Source organism: Paenibacillus nanchangensis (genome assembly GCF_046543445.1).
Lineage (GTDB): Bacteria > Bacillota > Bacilli > Paenibacillales > Paenibacillaceae > Paenibacillus_AQ > Paenibacillus_AQ nanchangensis.
This window is the reverse complement of sequence record NZ_JBHOFD010000010.1, coordinates 123,162-141,508: the sequence shown is the minus strand read 5'-3', so window position 1 is coordinate 141,508 and position 18,347 is coordinate 123,162. Positions and strand designations below refer to the sequence as shown.

Annotated in this window: 15 protein-coding genes; all 15 read right to left on the bottom strand. The window is 56.4% G+C overall.

Translation table 11 applies throughout. The features are described 5' to 3' along the window. Window positions 1-201 precede the first annotated feature (201 nt). Window positions 202-3,423: a carbamoyl-phosphate synthase large subunit gene (gene carB, locus ACE6ED_RS09845; RefSeq protein WP_410826938.1), complete on the bottom strand. Its 3,222-nt coding sequence runs from the start codon at window positions 3,421-3,423 to the stop codon at window positions 202-204. A gap of 3 nt (window positions 3,424-3,426) precedes the next feature. Next, complete coding sequence (locus ACE6ED_RS09840; RefSeq protein ID WP_410826937.1) at window positions 3,427-4,611, bottom strand: carbamoyl phosphate synthase small subunit; 1,185 nt, start codon at window positions 4,609-4,611, stop codon at window positions 3,427-3,429. 91 nt (window positions 4,612-4,702) lie between these two features. After that, window positions 4,703-6,001 (bottom strand): dihydroorotase, encoded by a 1,299-nt coding sequence (locus ACE6ED_RS09835; RefSeq protein WP_410826936.1) that lies wholly within the window; start codon window positions 5,999-6,001, stop codon window positions 4,703-4,705. A 174-nt stretch (window positions 6,002-6,175) separates the two neighbouring features. Continuing rightward, on the bottom strand, window positions 6,176-7,084 hold the full coding sequence (locus tag ACE6ED_RS09830) for an aspartate carbamoyltransferase catalytic subunit (protein WP_410826935.1): 909 nt from the start codon (window positions 7,082-7,084) through the stop codon (window positions 6,176-6,178). Between the two features lie 2 nt (window positions 7,085-7,086). Beyond that, window positions 7,087-7,650: a bifunctional pyr operon transcriptional regulator/uracil phosphoribosyltransferase PyrR gene (gene pyrR / locus ACE6ED_RS09825; RefSeq protein WP_410826934.1), complete on the bottom strand. Its 564-nt coding sequence runs from the start codon at window positions 7,648-7,650 to the stop codon at window positions 7,087-7,089. Between the two features lie 301 nt (window positions 7,651-7,951). After that, on the bottom strand, window positions 7,952-8,341 hold the full coding sequence (locus ACE6ED_RS09820) for a tautomerase family protein (protein WP_410826933.1): 390 nt from the start codon (window positions 8,339-8,341) through the stop codon (window positions 7,952-7,954). Window positions 8,342-8,384: 43 nt separating this feature from the next. Beyond that, entirely contained in the window at window positions 8,385-9,137 is a 753-nt protein-coding gene (locus ACE6ED_RS09815; protein ID WP_410826932.1) for a DeoR/GlpR family DNA-binding transcription regulator, read from the bottom strand. 83 nt (window positions 9,138-9,220) lie between these two features. Then, a complete protein-coding gene (locus tag ACE6ED_RS09810) occupies window positions 9,221-10,000 on the bottom strand; it encodes an inositol monophosphatase family protein (protein ID WP_410826931.1) in 780 nt (259 codons plus the stop codon). A gap of 42 nt (window positions 10,001-10,042) precedes the next feature. Further along, entirely contained in the window at window positions 10,043-11,380 is a 1,338-nt protein-coding gene (locus ACE6ED_RS09805) for a gluconate:H+ symporter (protein ID WP_410826930.1), read from the bottom strand. A gap of 29 nt (window positions 11,381-11,409) precedes the next feature. After that, entirely contained in the window at window positions 11,410-12,393 is a 984-nt protein-coding gene (iolC, locus tag ACE6ED_RS09800) for a 5-dehydro-2-deoxygluconokinase (RefSeq protein ID WP_410826929.1), read from the bottom strand. A gap of 74 nt (window positions 12,394-12,467) precedes the next feature. Continuing rightward, window positions 12,468-13,322 carry a class II fructose-1,6-bisphosphate aldolase gene (gene fba, locus ACE6ED_RS09795; RefSeq protein ID WP_410826928.1) on the bottom strand — a complete coding sequence of 285 codons (855 nt, stop codon included), beginning with the start codon at window positions 13,320-13,322 and terminating at the stop codon, window positions 12,468-12,470. A 44-nt stretch (window positions 13,323-13,366) separates the two neighbouring features. Continuing rightward, on the bottom strand, window positions 13,367-14,848 hold the full coding sequence (gene iolA, locus ACE6ED_RS09790; RefSeq protein WP_410826927.1) for a methylmalonate-semialdehyde dehydrogenase: 1,482 nt from the start codon (window positions 14,846-14,848) through the stop codon (window positions 13,367-13,369). Window positions 14,849-15,412: 564 nt separating this feature from the next. After that, window positions 15,413-16,666 carry an LL-diaminopimelate aminotransferase gene (locus ACE6ED_RS09785; protein WP_410826926.1) on the bottom strand — a complete coding sequence of 418 codons (1,254 nt, stop codon included), beginning with the start codon at window positions 16,664-16,666 and terminating at the stop codon, window positions 15,413-15,415. Between the two features lie 98 nt (window positions 16,667-16,764). Then, window positions 16,765-17,733: an RluA family pseudouridine synthase gene (locus tag ACE6ED_RS09780; protein WP_410826925.1), complete on the bottom strand. Its 969-nt coding sequence runs from the start codon at window positions 17,731-17,733 to the stop codon at window positions 16,765-16,767. Next, window positions 17,726-18,226, bottom strand: coding sequence for a signal peptidase II (gene lspA, locus ACE6ED_RS09775; RefSeq protein ID WP_410826924.1), 501 nt, complete (start codon window positions 18,224-18,226; stop codon window positions 17,726-17,728). The genes ACE6ED_RS09780 and lspA overlap by 8 nt, the downstream gene beginning before the upstream one ends. Window positions 18,227-18,347: the final 121 nt, after the last annotated feature.

Below are 18,347 nucleotides of genomic sequence, written 5' to 3'. Positions count from 1 at the left end.
GCCGTTTGCTGTTTGACCGCTGGATCCTCCGGCGTTTCTCAGGCTTTCATTCATTGTTTTATCTCCTTATTCTGTCCCTGTCTCTGTGCGGTTCCGGCTTGCTTCCGCGCAGCGAAAACGGTCTGCGCTCCTGGCGAGACCGTTTCGTTCGCTGCGGTTATTCAAAATCTGCTAAAGGGTTACGGCTGAGCCGGACCGTCCTTATTGTCCGGCGATAACCGGCATGGAGCGGGAGGAGAAATTGATCGTCTCCAGCATCCGCAAGAGCGCAGTGACCGTATCAAGCGAGGTCATGCAGACGACGCCGTTCTCCACCGCCTCACGGCGGATGCGGAACCCGTCGCGCTCCGGCGTTTTGCCCTTTGTCAGTGTATTGAAGACGAAGTTCGCCTGGCCGCTGCGGATCATATCCAGAATGTTTGGCTCGCCTTCGCCAAGCTTCTTGACGTTCATTACGTTCAGGCCCGCGTCTTCAAGCGCCGCGGCGGTGCCGCCGGTAGCGATAATTTTGTAGCCGAGCTTGTGGAAACCCTTCATCAGCTCCACCGCTTCCGCCTTGTCTTTATCCGCTACCGTCACGATAATCGCGCCGGAAGCCGGTATTTTCATGCCTGCGCCGATCAGTCCCTTGTACAAGGCTTTGGCGTACAGAGCGTCGCGGCCCATAACTTCCCCGGTCGATTTCATTTCCGGTCCAAGCGTCGGCTCCACCCGGCGCAGCTTCGCAAAGGAGAAGACCGGCACTTTGACGGAGACATATTCGCTTTCCGGCCAAAGTCCTTCGGTGTACCCTTCCTCGGCCAGCTTGCCGCCAAGAATAACCTTGGTCGCCAGATGCGCCATCGGGATGCCCGTTACTTTGCTCAGGAACGGTACAGTCCGTGAAGAACGCGGATTCACTTCGATTACATACACTTCATTATGGTAGATGACGAATTGGATGTTAACCAGACCAACCGTCTTCAGCTCTTTGGCGATTTTGATCGTGATGTCGCAGATTTTCGCTTTTAGCTCTTCACTTACATGCTGCGGCGGGTAGACGGCGATCGAGTCGCCGGAGTGTACGCCCGCGCGTTCCACATGCTCCATGATGCCCGGGATCACAACCGTGTCGCCGTCGCAAATCGCGTCGACTTCCACTTCCTTGCCCAGCATGTAGCGGTCGATCAGGACCGGATGCTCCGGATTGATTTTGACCGCCTGCTCCATGTAGTTCAGCAGCTCGGCGTCGGAGTAGACAATCTCCATCGCGCGGCCGCCCAGGACGTAGGAAGGACGGACGAGCACCGGATAGCCCAGCGACTGCGCCGTTCCAACCGCTTCATCCACGGAAGTGACCGTGCTGCCTTTTGGCTGCGCGATTTCCAGACGGGAGAGCAGGCGCTCGAATTTTTTGCGGTCTTCCGCTTCGTCAATGCTGTCCAGGCTGGTGCCCAGAATTTTGACGCCCGCTTTGCTGAGCGGAGCGGCCAGGTTGATGGCGGTTTGACCGCCGAACTGGACGATGACGCCTACCGGCTGCTCCTGTTCAATGACATTCATGACGTCTTCGAAGAACAGCGGCTCAAAGTACAGCCGGTCGGAGGTATTAAAGTCCGTGGAGACTGTCTCCGGATTATTGTTGATGATAACCGCTTCATAACCGGCTTTTTGGATTGCCCATACCGCATGTACGGTGGAGTAGTCGAATTCGATTCCCTGCCCGATCCGGATCGGTCCGGAGCCCAGCACAACCACCTTCGGCTTGTCGGACGGAATCACTTCGTTTTCCGTCTCATAGGTCGAGTAGTAGTATGGCGTTGTCGCTTCAAACTCGGCCGCGCAGGTATCGACCATTTTAAAGACCGGACGAAGGCCCTGCGACAGGCGCCATTCGCGGACATCGTTTTCCTTCGTATGGCTGCGGCCCGGCTGTCCCTCGGCGCGCAGCTCGGCGATGGCCCGGTCGGTGAAGCCAAGCCGCTTCGCCTGGTACAGCGTCTCCGGCGTCAGCTCCGCTTCTTCGCGGACGCGGTCCTCGAAGCCGACCAGCCCTTCGATTTTATCGAGGAACCACCAGTCGATGCTCGTGATATCCTGTACCTCCTGCAGCGCGTATCCGCGGCGGAACGCTTCCGCAATCAGGAACAGGCGCTCGTCGTCGGCTTTTTCCAGCCGCTCTTTCAGCACGCTGTCTGACAGCTGCTCCGCACCCGGCAGCTTGAAGCGGTGGACGCCGATCTCCAGCGAGCGGACCGCCTTGTGGATCGACTCCTCGAAGGTCCGGCCGATCGCCATCACTTCGCCGGTCGCTTTCATCTGCGTGCCGAGCTTCCGGTTCGCGGACGTGAACTTGTCGAACGGCCAGCGCGGGATTTTGCTGACGATGTAATCCAGCGTCGGCTCGAAGCAGGCGTAGGTCTGGCCTGTTACCGGGTTGACGAGTTCGTCGAGCGTGTAGCCAAGCGCAATTTTAGCCGCCATTTTGGCGATCGGATAGCCGGTCGCTTTCGACGCAAGCGCCGAGGAGCGGCTGACCCGCGGATTCACTTCAATGACGTAGTACTGGTAGCTCTGCGGATCAAGCGCAAACTGCACGTTGCAGCCGCCTTCGATGTTCAGCGCGCGGATAATTTTCAGGGACGCGGAACGAAGCATTTGGTATTCCCGGTCCGATAACGTCTGGCTTGGCGCTACAACGATACTGTCGCCGGTATGTACGCCTACCGGATCGAAGTTCTCCATGTTGCAGACAACGATACAGTTATCGTTGGCGTCGCGCATGACTTCGTATTCAACTTCCTTCATGCCCGCGATGCTTTTTTCGACCAGACACTGCCCGATCGGGCTGTAGCGGATACCGGCTTTCACCGTCTCCACCAGCTCGGCTTCGCTGCCGCAGATGCCGCCGCCCGTTCCGCCCAGCGTGTAGGCCGGACGCACGATCACCGGGTAGCCGATTTCATTCGCAAACGTGACCGCTTCTTGAACGGTGGTGATGATGGTGCTTTCCGGCACCGGCTGCTCCAGTTCACGCATCAGCTCGCGGAACAGGTCGCGGTCCTCGGCTTTCTCGATGGAATGCAGCTGCGTACCCAGCAGCTTCACGTTCTCTTGCTCCAGCACGCCGGCCCGCGCTAGCTCCACAGCCATGTTCAGCCCGGTCTGGCCGCCCAGCGTCGGCAGCAGGCCGTCGGGGCGCTCCTGCCGGATGATGCCGGTCACGAATTCCAGTGTAATCGGTTCGATATATACTTTATCCGCCATATTGGTGTCCGTCATGATGGTGGCGGGATTGCTGTTGATCAGAACGACCTCGACGCCTTCTTCCTTCAGCGCCTGGCAGGCCTGGGTTCCCGCGTAATCGAACTCGGCCGCTTGACCGATAACGATCGGACCGGAGCCGATTACGAGGATTTTTTTCATCTGTTCGTTCTTAGGCATGATTTAGAGAGCTCCTTTCACGGCTGCAAACTGCTGCTGCGGGGACTGCGGCGGCGCGGCGATTCTGGCGTTCATGGCCAGCTGCGCCTGACGGGACATCGCCGGCAGCTGTGCTTTGTGCTCCGCGATCATCTGCAGAAAGCGGTCGAACAAGTAGCTGCTGTCATGCGGTCCCGGCGCCGCTTCCGGGTGATATTGAACCGAGAAAGCGGGATAACGCTTATGCTTCAGACCTTCCACCGTCTTGTCGTTGTTGTTGATATGGGTAACCTCCAGCTCCGTTCCGGCAATGGAGGATTCAGTAACTGTATAGCCGTGGTTCTGGGAAGTAATGTAGCAGCGGCCGCTCTCCAGTTCCTTGACGGGATGGTTCCCGCCGCGATGGCCGAATTTCAGTTTTTCCGTGTCTGCGCCGCAGGCCAGCGCAAACAGCTGGTGTCCAAGGCAGATGCCAAAAATCGGATACTCGCCAAGCAGTTCGGCGATGGTGCTAACCGCGTAAGGAACGTCTTTAGGGTCCCCGGGTCCGTTCGACAGCTGAATGCCGTCCGGATTCAAGCGGCGGATTTCGTCAGCCGTCACATCATGCGGCACCACAACCACGTCGCAGCCCCGGTTGTTCAGCTCGCGCAAAATCCCTGTCTTCGCACCGTAGTCGATCAGCACGATCCGCTCTTTTGTCCCCGGGCTGGAATAGATGCTGCTGGTCGATGTCCGCGCCACCTGATTGCGCAGCTCGGCGATGGTCGTATCGCCCATCATTTCCATCAGCTCTTCAACACGTTTGTTCGAGGTGGTCAAAATCGCCTTCATCGTCCCGTGGTGACGGATGATCCGGGTGAGCATCCGGGTGTCGATGTCGCTGATTCCCGGAATACCGTATTCCTTCAGCAGGTCGTCGACGCTGTATTCAGCCCGCCAGTTGCTCGGCACTGACTCGTGACGGCGGACAACAAAGCCGTGAACGAACGGCCGGACCGATTCGAAGTCGTCCCGTGTAATGCCGTAGTTTCCGATCAGCGGGTAAGTCATCGTCACGATTTGTCCGCAGTAGGAAGGGTCCGACAAAACCTCCTGATATCCCGTAATCCCTGTGTTGAATACGACCTCTCCCGTCATCTCGGCTTCCGCGCCGAATGCGGTACCTGTAAACAGCGTACCGTCCTGCAGCAGCAATCTTGCCTGCATTCGTCCCCACTCCTTCTGGTTTCTATAGTATCCCAATGTATTCAGCAGCCCTGCCGGAGTGCCCAGTCCGTTGTAAAATGCTTGTGTGAAACTAGCGGACTTCCTCCGTCAAAACGTCTTTGTCCTGCCATACTTGGCGGCCGTCCACCCAGGTGGCGACCGGCCAGCCTTTCAGCTTCCAGCCGGTAAACGGCGTGTTGCGTCCCTTGCTTGCAAAAGTCTCCGGATCGACCGCCTTCTCCCGCTCCAGGTCGATCAGCGTAAGATCCGCCGGCGCGCCGGCTTCAAGTCTGCCGCTGTTCAGCCGGAATACCCGGGCCGGATCGGCCGTCATCCGCTGCACCAGCAGAGCCAGGTCCCATTTGCCCGCGGCCACGAACTTCGTGTAGAGCAGCGGGAACGCCGTCTCGAAGCCGACGATGCCAAACGGTGCAAGCTGCATGCCCTTCGCTTTTTCCTCTTCACTGTGCGGCGCATGGTCCGTTACGATCATATCGAGCGTGCCGTCGAGCAGCCCTTCAATGCAGGCTTCCACGTCGCGGCGCGAGCGCAGCGGCGGGTTCATTTTCCAGTTGGCGTCGAGTCCAGGGATATCTTCTTCCGAGAGCAGCAGGTGGTGCGGGCAGACCTCCGCGGTTACCTTGATGCCAAGCGCCTTGCCTTGACGGATCAGCCGTACCGACTGCTCGGTGCTGACATGGCATACATGGTAATGAACGCCTGTCGCTTCGGCGAGCAGAATATCCCGGCCGACATGAATCGCTTCGGACTCGTTCGGAATGCCTTTTAGGCCATGTTTTACGGCAAAAGAACCCTCCGCCACCGGCGCTCCCTCCACCAGCGAGTTGTCCTCGCAGTGGGCGATTACCGGCATATCCAGCGCGGCGGCGCGCGCCATGGCGTCCTTCATCATCTGTGCGCTCTGCACGCCTACGCCGTCGTCGGTGAAGCCGATTGCTCCTGCCGATTTCAGCGCTGCAAAATCGGTCAGCTCCTGGCCCAGCTCGTTTTTGGTGATCGCCGCATACGGCAGCACCTTCACCAATCCCGCGGCGCGGGCTTTCTCCTTGACCAGCTCCACGATTTCCGGGCTGTCCGTTACCGGCTTCGTGTTCGGCATGCAGGCGATCGTAGTGAAGCCGCCTTGTGCTGCCGAACGGGCTCCCGTCTCGATGGTCTCCTTATGCTCGAACCCCGGCTCGCGCAGATGCACGTGCATGTCGATCAATCCGGGAATCAGCAGCCGTCCCGCGGCGTCCATACCGCCTTCCTGCGGTCCTGCAGCCGGATCCAGCACCTGCCGGATCACTCCCTCTTCGATCACGACGGTCTTCCGCTCAAGCTTCCCGTTTTCGTTCAGTACACTGGCATTTCGGATGATCTGTGTCATGGCTCTCCTTTTCCCCGCCGGCCTTTCGCCCCGGGCTCTCTCGTTATTATATAATAAAAATTCATGTTTGTGTATAAATATTAATGTCAGGTTGAAGGAACATTCATTTCCTGTCCTACCGTGCTTGTCCGCCTGGCACGCGAAGGTATAAAACCGGCTTTGTTCCGGCGCAGGTTAGAGCAGCGCCCGCTCCATTACCGCCATACGTACAGGCACACCGTTCGCCATTTGCTGGAAAATCCGCGACTGGCTGCACTCCACTACCGAGTCGTCGATTTCCACGCCCCGGTTGACTGGAGCCGGATGCATAATGATTGTATGCGGATGAAGGCGGGAGGCGCGTTCCTCGGTCAGGCCGAAGCGGGCCCGGTATTCCTCCGCCGATTTGAGCTTGCCGTCCGCATGCCGTTCAAGCTGTACGCGCAGCATCATGACGACGTCCGCATGCAGCGCTTCTTCTATTGAAACGTAAGGCGCGTATTCCGCAAGCTCCGGTGCGGCCAGATTGTCCGGCGCGCAGAACTTGACTTCGGCGCCCATCGTCCGCAGCGCCCACAGATTCGAACGGGCGACCCGGCTGTGCATAATGTCGCCGATGATGGATACCTTCAGGCCGCTCAGTTCGCCGAAGACGTTCCGCATCGTATACAGGTCCAGCAGCGCCTGGGTCGGATGCTCGTTATTGCCATCCCCCGCATTAATCAGCGGAATCCGCACCTTCCCGGCCAGCTGCTCCAGCACGCCCGCCGGCTTCAGCCGGACGACACCCGCGTCGATTCCCATCGACTCCAGCGTCCGCACTGTATCATAAATCGACTCGCCTTTTTCCACGCTGGAAGCGGCGGCGGCAAAGTTCATCACCTGGGCGCCCAGCCGTTTCTCAGCCATTTCAAACGAAAAGCGGGTCCGGGTGCTGTTTTCGAAAAACATGTTGGCGACGAATTTGCCCTCAAGAGCGGGCGTCAGCTTCACGTCTTGTCCGTCCCAATAAGCCGCCCGGTTCAGCAGCGATTCGATTTCGGACCGCTGCATGCCTTTCAGGCCCAGCAGACTGCGTTCTTTTACCTTGGTTGCCGTCATCATGATTATCGTTCCTCCCGGTTCGCGGTAATGGTGACTTCATCCGTCTCGTCGATCTCTTTCAGCGCGACTTCGATTTCCTCAAGCTTTGAGGTGGGAACATTTTTGCCGATGTAGTCCGGCCGGATCGGCAGCTCGCGGTGTCCGCGGTCGGCCAGCACGGCAAGCTGGATCATTTTCGGCCGGCCGCAGTCCATCAGCGCGTCCATCGCGGCCCGGATCGTCCGACCGGTGTACAGCACGTCGTCGAACAAAATCACTTTACTGTCGTGGATCGGCAGATCGCCGGGCGTAATGATCGGCGCCGGCGCCGTATCCCCTTCCGCTGCGGCCGCGCCGCGATCATCCCTGTACCGGCTGATGTCGAGCTCGCCGTAAGGCACGTCCACGCCTTCAATCTCCCGGATCCGCTCCGCAATCCGGCGCGCCAGGTATATGCCCCGGGTGCGGATGCCGATCAGCAGCAGGTCGTCGACGCCTTTGTTTTTCTCGAGGATCTCGTGGGCAATCCGGGACAGCGCCCGGCGAATGGCTGTTTCGTCCATGATGACATGTTTTTCGGTAGTCACTATCAATGCACTCCTTTTGTTGTCGGCCCTCATTCATGTCCCACAATGACGACAAAAAAAACTCCTTAGCCGCAGACGCCAAGGAGTTGTGTGTTAAGAGTCAGAGAAGCGCGCGCAGGACAAAGAGATCCCTAACCTTACGGAACTCCCCTGCATTCTTCAACGCGAACCTCGATTCACGATACCTTGCCAGCCTCACGGGACTGAATTAAAGGTGCATATTCAATTACATGGAATTATGACAGATCACCGGACAAATGTCAAACGAAAAAGGGTCCGGCTGCTGCCGGACCCTGCATGCTTACAGCTTGCCGGTGATAAACTGCGCTTCCCCGCGGCCGAAACTCCAATCCTCCGGACCGTTCTCTACGATGGAGACCATCAAGTCGTCCGGCGAGATGCCGCAACGCTCCTGCAGCCGCTCGGCCAGCAGCGCGTACAGCCGTTCTTTTTGCGCCCTCGTCTTCTCTTTTGTTGTTACGCTGACAATAACGAGGCCGCTGCTTCTGGTAAAACCGAGGCCGGTATCTTCAATCACCAGTTCTTCGGCCGGGTGCTGATGCACAATCTGGTAACGGTCATCCTGCGGTACGCCAAACGCCTCCACCATTGCTTCGTGCGCCGTATCCAGCAGCAGACGCAGTTCCCCTGAATCCCGTCCTTTGATCAGATCAAATCGCATTAATGGCACAGCGGAACTCCTTTCCCTGTTCCGATTGTCTCCAAGGATGCGCTCAGCTCAGATATACGCTGATGCCGTGTTCCTCGCAGAACCGCCGGTAATCTTCCGGCAGCTCCGCATTGGTAATCAGCCCGTCCACATCCTCAAGAGGAGCGTAAGTAAGCAGGGTGGACTTGCCCAATTTCGAGGAATCGACAAGCAGATAAATCTCCTGCGCTTTCCCCGCAATCGTTTTTTTAATTTCATATTCCAAGATGTCCGAATTGGTCAGGCCGTTGGCAATCGAGACGCCGGTAGCGGCCATAAACGCCTTATTAATATTAAACTTGTCCAGAATGTCCAGATCGTCGATTCCGACAAAAGACTTGGTGCTGCGCTTGTAATGGTTGCCGATTGTAATCAGCTTGACAAATTCAAGCTCCGCCGCGGCATTGATGACATCCAGGCTGTTTGTGAGAATCGTCAGACTCTCCAGCTCCGGCAGAAATTGCATCATATTGCGCGCCGTCGTTCCCGAATCGATAAATATCAGGTCATGATCCTGGACCAGCCGGGCGGCGGTTCGGCCAAGAGCCACCTTTTCATCCAGATTGGTGGTGTCTCTTCTTTCAAACGGAACGAGCTGCTGCGATATGGAGGTAACGCCGCCGTACACCTTCTGCACTCTTCCCTTTTCGAGAATGGTATCCACATCGCGGCGGATCGTATTCTTGGATACCTGGAAGCGCTCGCAGAGCTCATCCAAAGATACCGTTCCGACAGAATGAATGTATTCTTCCATCTGCTGCAGGCGTTTCTCTTTCATCGCTCCTACTCCTGTCCCCTAATTACCTTCGCAGAAAATATAACATATCATCAACAGTTCATCAACTTATTCTATAAATCGCCTCATTTATTAACCGTGCCCTGCAGAATTTCAAGCGCCGCAGCATGGGCATGTGGTGCGCCAAACACCGCGCGCACCGGCTCCAGCCACCCGAGCGGCTCCCCTGCAAGGGTTGAGCTTACGAGCCCGCGGGTTTCGCATAAAATTTTGCCTGCCGCATAATCCCAGGGCGCAAGCTTCGATACATACAGGCTTGTCTTGCCAAGCAGCAGATGAAGAAATTCAGTGCCCGCACAGCTCTGGATCCGGACGCCGCAGCTGTTCCAGGCCAGCTCCTGGACGTTCGCCGTATTATTAGCGAACATCTGCCAATTGACCGCAACCAGCCCTTCCTTCAGCGCTTCATCCCGCAGCGGCGGCAGCGGCTCGCCGTTGTATAAAACGCCTTGTTCGGGACCACCCCAAATCAGACGGTCGCGCACCACGTCGTAGATGAATCCGTATTTTCCGGCGCCATCTTCCACTACGGCCAGCATGACCGCAAAATTTTCTTTTTGCTTAATGTAGTTCATCGTGCCGTCGATCGGATCGAGAATCCAGACTCTGCCCTGCACGTCCTCTACGGTATCCCCGGTTCCTTCCTCGCCCAAAATACGGTCCTCCGGATGGAACTGCCGGATCCGCCCGACCAAAAACTGCTCCACTTTACGGTCCATATCGGTGACCAGGTCGAGTGCACCCTGTTTTTCCGTAATTTCCCGCACTTCTTCCAGGGAGGCGCGCAGCATCTCCCCCGCTTCTCTGATCCAATCCAGCACCGCCTGCGTATGAATAGGCTGCATAGTTTGTCTCTCCTTTCCTGTCCCGCGTTACCGGACCGGACTTTAGAGGAACGCCCCCAAAGCCAGCACGCATGCCAGTCCTGTTACTGACAGCACCGTCGTCAGCGTCGTCCAGGTACCGAAGGTTTCTTTCATTGTAAGCCCAAAATACTCTTTTATCATCCAAAATCCGGCATCGTTAACGTGGCAGGCCACCACACTGCCCGCTCCGGTCGCCAGCACCATCAGCGCCGGGTTGACATCACTCATGCCCAGCATCGGAGTCACAAGACCCGCGGTTGTCAGCGCGGCGACGGTGGCGGAGCCAAGGCATAGCCGCAGAATCGCTGCAATCAGCCAGGCGACAAGCAGCGGGGACATGTTGGATTCGGAGAACAGCCGGGAGACATAGTCGCCGATGCCGCCGTCGACCAGCACCTGCTTGAAGGCGCCGCCGCCGCCGATAATCAGCAGCATCATCGAAATCTGCGAGATAGCGCTTACCATTGTGGCGCTGATTTGGTTCATTTTAATCCCTCTGGCCAATCCCATCGTATAAACGGCTACCAGAAGGGAGATCAGCATCGCCGTTCCCGGCGCGCCGATAAATTCCAATACTTTCAGGGCGGCGGAGCCGGACGGCAGCACCATTTTGGCGATCGCGCCGATGCCCATAAAGATGACAGGCAGCATGGAGGTCAGCACACTGATGCCGAAGCCCGGCGTTTCGCTCAGGACAAAACTCTGCTGGCCGCCGGTGATGACGGCTGCGTTTGTTTCTTTTTCATAAACGCGCGGATACACCTTCATCAGTACTTTGTTGAACAAAGGACCCGCCACAATCGTGGTCGGAATCGCAATGATCATCCCGTACAGCAGCACTTGGCCCAGATCCGCGCCGTAAGCGGCGGAAATGGCGGTTGGGGCGGGATGCGGCGGCAGGAAGCCATGCGTGACGTTTAGTGCCGCAGCCATTGGAATGCCGAGATAAAGGAAGGAGACCTTCAGTTCCTTGGCAATTACAAAGATAATCGGAATCAGCAACACAAGGCCAACTTCAAAGAACAGGGCAATACCGACGATAAAAGAAGCAACAACCACGGCCCATTGAATCCGCTTACGGCCAAAACGTTCGATCAAGGTGACGGCGATCCGGTAACCGCCGCCGGCGTCGGAGACGAGCCGGCCCAGCATGGCGCCGAAACCAAAGACCAGCGCCAAATGGCCCAGCTGGCCTCCGATTCCGCTTTCAATGGTGGTCACAATGGTGGCCGGGTCCATACCCAGCAGCAGGGCAACAACAAAAGCGGTGATGACAAGCGAAACAAATGTATTCATTTTGAAGTTCATAATCAGCACAAGCAGCAGTACAACGCCGAGGAATACGATTAATATTGGCACAAGGCTTCCCCCTTAAATAGGATCCCGATTTATACCGATTGGCTATGGGCGGCTATCAATTGTTCAATTTCGGATACCGTTGGCATGGCTTCAGAGGAGCTGTGCTTGCTGACGACGATCGCGGCAGAAGCGCTGGCATACCTCAGGGCTTCCCCGATTTCTTTTCCGGTCATCAGCGCGTACAGAAAGGCTGCCGCATACGAATCCCCGGCTCCAAACGTCTTAAGCACCTTCGAGCGGTAAGCCAGCCCCCGGTGAACCTGCCCGTCTTTGGTATACGCATAAGAACCGTCAACCCCGTGCTTGATCACAATCAGCTCCGGACGGTGGCCAAACAGATAGGACGTCGTTTTTTCATTGTCGCCGCCTTCCCTGCCTTCCAATACGTCAAATTCGTCCCGGGTTCCGATAACCACGTCGGCCTGTTCCGCCATCAGCGCGTAATACACAGACGTTTCCTGCGGCGATTTCCAGGTGTACCCCCGGTAATCCAGTTCAAAAATCACCTTCACGCCGTTGCGGCGGGCGTACGTTATCGCCTGGAATACGGCTTCACGGGAAGGGCTTGCAGCAAGGGCTGTTCCGGAAATCAGCAGCGCGGAAGCGCTTGCGATATACGCCTCGCTGACCTCCTCGGGACGCAGGAACAAATCGGCCACATTATCGCGGTACATGAGGATGCTGCATTCCTCGGGACTTTTGATCTCCGTAAACGCCAGGCCCGCTTTGTGGCCTTCCGTGTCATTGATCATTTGCGAAACGTCAATGCCGCTATTTTGCATATACTGGCGGATGAACCGGCCGTGCTGGTCATCCGGGATTTTGCCGATAAATCCGACCTTCAGCCCCAGTTTGGATGCGCCGATCGCAATGTTCGCCGGCGAACCTCCCACGTATTTGGAGAACGTAAGCGTCTCCTCCATCGGCCGGTTATACTCCACGGCGTTCAGATCAATACACGCTCTGCCGAGCGTAATCAGATCCAGCGCCCGTTGTTCCCCACTTTTTAACATGTCCATCGCTCCCTATTGGTTTAATGCCCGGACTCCATGAAAGCGGAGCCCGGACCTGTGTCTCCGATTATCTCTTATGCTTTGCCCGCGGAACCGAACTCCCGCAGCTTGCTCCGGACGCTTTGCCGGATCGCTTCAGTCCCCGGTTCCAGAACAGACCGCGGGTGATACAAGCCGGGGTCGGCATCCAGCGTCCGCCGGACGGCCGCAGCCCACGCCTGTACGCATTCCGTGTTCACATTGATTTTGGCATGCCCCAAAACGATGGCCCGCCGGATTTGAGGCTCCGGTATTCCCGAAGCACCGTGCAGCACTAGCGGGATGCCCACCAGTTTGGCGATCTGCTCCATCTCGGCAAATCCCAACACCGGTTCGCCTTTGTACGGCCCGTGTACCGAACCGAGGGCGGCTGCCAGTGCGTCGATTCCGGTGTCCCGGACGAGCAGAGCGCACTCCTCAGGGTTCGCGTACCGGATTCCGCCGATTTGCCCGTCCTCCATGCCGCCCACCGTGCCGACTTCGCCTTCGACGGAAACGCCGCGTGTTCTGGCGTATGCCGTCACTTCGGCCGTCATCGCCGCGTTCCGGGCAATCGGCTCATGCGAGCCGTCGATCATGACGGAGCTGAATCCGGCGTCGATCGCTTTTTTACAGTTATCCGCGCTGATGCCGTGATCCAGATGGAGGGCAAACGGGACGGTAATCTTCATTTCCCGCGCCAATTCTTTCACCATGGCGGCAATCGTCCGGTAGCCTCCAAGAAACGGAACCAGCCGGTCCGTGGCAGCCAAAATCACCGGGGAGCGCTCCTCCTCCGCCGCCTGCAGGATAGCCTGCGCCCATTGCAGTCCGTTTAGATTAAATTGTCCGACCGCATACCCTCCTGCTTGGGCAGCCGGCAGCATTTCTTTTAGCGATACCAGTTGCAAGAGCTCACCCCCTTATCAGCTAGCTGTGTCATGATGTCAACGGGTTACTCGTTAAATGCAGGTGCCGCGTACCGGGCGGTGACGACTTTCTTGCGTGTGTAGAAGTCCACGCTGTCCTTCCCGTTTGCATGGAGTGTTCCATAGAAAGAAGACTTCCAGCCGGAGAAGGGGAAAAACGCCATCGGTGCCGGTACCCCGAGGTTAACGCCGAGCATGCCTGCATCAATATTTTCGCGGAAATACCGGATACTCGAAGCATTGTTGGTAAATATGCACGCGCCGTTCGCGAATTCAGACTGATTGGCGATCTCCACGGCTTCTTTCAGGTTTTTCACCCGGATAATCGACAGCACCGGCGCAAAAATTTCTTCCCTCCAGATCGTCATGTCTGTCGTCACATTTTCAAAAATGGTTGGACCTACGAAATAACCTTCTTCGCGGGAAGCCGCCGCCGGACGTCCGTCGCAGACAAGCGATGCGCCTTCTTCCAGCCCTTTTTCGATATACTGCAGGGTTCTTTGTTTGTTGTCCTCGCGGATCACCGGTCCAAGAAACACGCCGTCATCCAGGCCGTTGCCCATTTTGATGCCAGCGGTTTTTTGCTTCAGCAGCTCCAGAAAATCGTCGGCGATGCCTTCCTCCACCGTGACGACGGAGCAGGCCATGCAGCGTTCGCCGGCGGAACCGAAGGCGGATGCGATCACATTGGTTACCGTTTCCTCCAGGTCGGCGTCATTCAGGACGATCGTGTGATTTTTGGCTCCGGTTAACGCCTGTACCCGCTTCAGGTTTTCGCTGCCCCGTTTGTAGACGTATTCCCCAACCGGCTTGGAGCCGACAAACGACACCGCCTTCACTTCGGGATGATCCAGAATACCGTTCACCACATCATGGGCGCCGTATACGACATTGAATACGCCCTTCGGCAGTCCGGCTTCCGCAAACAATTCCGCCAGACGTTTGGTCAGCAGCGGCGTCCGTTCCGACGGCTTCAGCACAAAGGTGTTGCCGACTGCAATCGCCATCGGGAACATCCAGCAGGGAACCATCATCGGGAAGTTAAACGGAGCGATTCCGCCGACCACGCCGATCGGATAACGATAGTTAACCGCTTCCACGTCGGTGGCGATGCTGGCAAGCGAGTCACCCATCATCAGGCTTGGCGCCCCTGCGGCAAATTCGACATTCTCAATGCCCCGGCCGACCTCCCCCAGCGCTTCCGTCAAATTTTTGCCGTTCTCCAGGGTAATCAGCCGCGCCAGCTCTTCTTTGTGCTGAGTCAGCAGCTGCTGAAAATTGAACAGTATGCGCGCCCGCCGCGGTACGGCTACCCGCTGCCATTTCTGGAACGCCTCCGCCGCTACACTCACCGCGTAGTCGATATCTTCTTTGGTCGACAGCGGAACACGGGCAATGATCTCGTTGGTCGCCGGGTTGTATACGTTCTCATAACGCTCCGTCTTGCTCTCTACCCATTCGCCGTTAATGTAGTTCTTCAGTGTCTCCACTTGGATGGTTTGTGTCATCTGTCTGCCTCCTGTTTGGTGGTAGTTGATCTTGCCGGTCCGGTAAAAACCTCAACCAGCTTTTGTCATATAATTATTATGTTTTTATTAAGTTATGGTTATATGTTAGTGGTTATTTGGGTTTAAGTCAATACAATATCCCAAAATATTATCTTAATATCCAATCAACATTACCATTATTTTGTACTACTACCCAATACTTTCTCTTCAACGGAAAGGAAAATGCAGCTAACAGCCACCCAAGCAAATAAAGCATCAGTAGGATATACACCAGCTTCAAGACCTACCCAAAAGATGTTCAATATGATTCAAAGTCTAACTACATTCTGATCTAGCTCGGCTCATTCGTTAGCAAAACCCGGTTCTGCTGCAGACCTCAAGCCCGCCTCTATATTTCCCAGGCAATCATGCTTGCCGGGTGCTTAACAAGTGAATCTTCCCTGTCCCGATCTTTCCAGGCCACCCTCCAATTCCGACGCATCTCCAGTCGCAGAACTCCAACGCAAAAAAGGCCCCTCCGGCCAATGTCGGCTCGGAGAGACCTTTACCAAATCAATATCGATTTTAGAATTCGAATTCCACGTCGCTCAGGCGGCGTTTAATTTCGGAAATTACACGCAGCTCGTCTTCTTCACCAGCGGCCACAAAAGTGACGGAGAACCGGACAAATGCGCCGGCATCATCCCACGGCACGGTGGAGATCAGCTTTTCGCGAATCAGATATTGCGAAAAATCTTCGCCGGTTTCAAAACGGCGTCCGCCCTTGATGCCTTTTGGCGCCTCCACGTAGAGGAAAAAAGAGCCTTTTGGTTTCACGGCGTTGAAGCCCAGCTCATTCAGCGCATCGACCAGCAGGTTGTGGCGGCGCGAATATTTGGCGGCTATCGCTTCGGTGAATTCCGGATGTGCCAGACCGTAAGCGGCCGCTTTCTGAATGGCGATGAACTGGCCGGAATCGTTGTTGTCCTTTACGTCGCTGAATGCTTTGACCACCAGCGGGTTGCCGGCCACAAATCCGATTCTCCAGCCGGTCATATTGTAAGACTTCGACAGCGAATGCAGCTCGACGCCGACGTCTTTCGCTCCCGGCACGGACAGGAAGCTCAGCGGCTTCACTCCGTCATAAGTCAGCGCAGCGTAAGGGGCGTCATGCACTACAACAACATTGTGTTTCTTCGCCCACTCGACAACCTCGGCAAAAAACTCCGGCGTTGCGCTGGCGCCGGTCGGGTTATTCGGGTAGTTCAGGTACAGCAGCTTCGCGCGGCGGGCAATCTCCTCGGGAATGGCGTTCAAATCCGGCAAAAAGCCGTTTTCTTTCTTCAGTTCAACCGGATAGACTTCTCCGCCCAGATACTTTGTGTGTGTTCCAATGACCGGATAACCCGGCACCGTCATCAGGGTAATGTCGCCCGGGTTGATGAAGCAGGAAGGCAGCATGGCAATCGCCGGTTTGGAGCCGATGGAATGGACCACTTCGGTTACCGGGTCGATGCCTGCTACGCCAAATACGTCATTCAGATATTTGGCTGCCGCTTCCTTAAATTCCGCAATTCCGTTATCCGCATAACCGCGGTTTTCGGGCTTGGCAGCTTCTTCCGCAAGCTTGGCCACAATGCCGGCCGGAGCCATTTCGTCCGGTTCGCCAACACCCATATCAATCAATTCGATATCGGGAAAATCCTGTTTCGCCGATGCTTTGGCGCGTTTGATTTTCTCGAATTTATAAATGTTGGTATCCTTGCCGTAGTTCGCGCCGCCGATACGGTCCGCGAAGCTCGTCTGAATATACGTGTTCTGATACTGTTCAATACTCATGCTTGATCACTCATCTCCCGGATTTCATCAGATTTCTAATCTAAATATGACGCAAACCGGGGGTTTGCGCCATGGACTAACTATCCGATCATTTGTATTTATCGGCTGCGGAGCCGGAACAGCAGGTCTTCCATATCTTCAGGCAGCGGGGCGCTGAATTCCAGATAACTGCCGGTCCTGGGGTGTTCAAAACCAAGCACCGCCGCATGCAGTGCTTGTCCGCCTGCCATCGTAATTCCTTTGCTGCGTCCATAAACCGGATCCCCCACCAGGGGATGTCCAATAAATTTCATATGAACGCGGATCTGATGCGTGCGCCCGGTTTCCAGCTTCAATTCGAGCAGCGTCGAATCCCCGAACCGTTCCAGCACCGTAAAATGGGTGACGGCCCTCTTGCTGTTTTTTTCCGTTACCGTGTACAGCTTCCGGTCATGCGGATCGCGGCCGATCGGCGCGTCCACCGTTCCCTGGTCATGCGCGATGTTCCCGTGAACCACCGCCAGATACCGGCGGGTAACGCTGTGCGCCTTCAGCTGCGCCGCAAGGGAGGCATGCGCCGCGTCATTTTTGGCCGCCATAATCAGGCCCGAGGTGTCCTTGTCGATCCGGTGGACAATCCCCGGACGAATCTCCCCGTTAATGCCGGACAGATCAGTACAGTGGTACATTAGCGCATTGACCAGCGTACCGGACGGATGGCCCGCCGCGGGATGCACCACCATCCCCCTGGGTTTGTTGACGACGATGACATCGGCGTCTTCATAGGCAACCTCGAGCGGGATGTTCTCCGCTGCAAGGTCCTTGATCTCCGGCTCCGGAACGGTGACGGCAATGGCGTCGCCTTCCGCCAGCTTATAATTGGCTTTGACGGTTTTGCCGTTAACGGTGACATGGCCGTCCGCAATCCACAGCTGCACCTGGGAACGGGAAATCTCGCCATCCCATGCTTCGGTAATAAATTTATCGATCCGCTCCCGGACATGCTCCTCCGCAACGGTCCACTCCGCAGTTTCGCCGCCGGTCTCTTCCGGCTCGTACGGATTCGCTTCCTCGTTCAAATCAGTCATTCCCTTCCTTTTGCTCCTTCACTTCGGCAAGTGCGCCCCCGTCTCCGTCCTTCAAATCCCGCAGCGAATCCAGAATAATCAGTCCGACGCCAATGACTATACAGGAATCGGCCACGTTAAAAATCGGAAACGTGTAGCTGCCGAAATTAAATTGCAGAAAATCCACGACTTCTCCGGTCAGCGCACGGTCCAGAAAATTGCCGACCGCTCCGCCAAGCACCAGTCCAAGCGCCGTCGGCAGCAGCTTGCGTGAGTCCTTTGACTTGTTCAGGTACCAGACAATTCCGCATACCACAATCACCGTGATGACGATAAAAAACCAGCGTTTGCCTTCCAGGATACCAAAGGCGGCACCCGTATTGCGGTGCGAGGTAATGAGAAAGAAATCGCCGATCACCGGGATTTGTTCGCCCAGTTCCAGCCGGGTGGCGATCAAATATTTGGTCCCCTGGTCAATCAAAAACACGATAAGAGCAATCAGATAGTACACCACGAAAGTTAGTCACTCCGTTCTTATTGTTCCCGCCCGCACGGCTTCGCCATACCAGCCGCATACCGGAAGGCAGCCTGCGCGAAAGCGGCGCATCTAGGGCTTTATTCACACGCTTGTTCCA

Bases quoted from the DNA above. Each gene is read 5' to 3' on its own strand.
- carB (WP_410826938.1), bottom strand. From the start codon at position 3,423: ATGCCTAAGAACGAACAGATGAAAAAAATCCTCGTAATCGGCTCCGGT.
- ACE6ED_RS09840 (WP_410826937.1), bottom strand. From the start codon at position 4,611: ATGCAGGCAAGATTGCTGCTGCAGGACGGTACGCTGTTTACAGGTACC.
- ACE6ED_RS09835 (WP_410826936.1), bottom strand. From the start codon at position 6,001: ATGACACAGATCATCCGAAATGCCAGTGTACTGAACGAAAACGGGAAG.
- ACE6ED_RS09830 (WP_410826935.1), bottom strand. From the start codon at position 7,084: ATGATGACGGCAACCAAGGTAAAAGAACGCAGTCTGCTGGGCCTGAAA.
- ACE6ED_RS09815 (WP_410826932.1), bottom strand. From the start codon at position 9,137: ATGAAAGAGAAACGCCTGCAGCAGATGGAAGAATACATTCATTCTGTC.
- ACE6ED_RS09810 (WP_410826931.1), bottom strand. From the start codon at position 10,000: ATGCAGCCTATTCATACGCAGGCGGTGCTGGATTGGATCAGAGAAGCG.
- iolC (WP_410826929.1), bottom strand. From the start codon at position 12,393: ATGTTAAAAAGTGGGGAACAACGGGCGCTGGATCTGATTACGCTCGGC.
- iolA (WP_410826927.1), bottom strand. From the start codon at position 14,848: ATGACACAAACCATCCAAGTGGAGACACTGAAGAACTACATTAACGGC.
- ACE6ED_RS09785 (WP_410826926.1), bottom strand. From the start codon at position 16,666: ATGAGTATTGAACAGTATCAGAACACGTATATTCAGACGAGCTTCGCG.
- ACE6ED_RS09780 (WP_410826925.1), bottom strand. From the start codon at position 17,733: ATGACTGATTTGAACGAGGAAGCGAATCCGTACGAGCCGGAAGAGACC.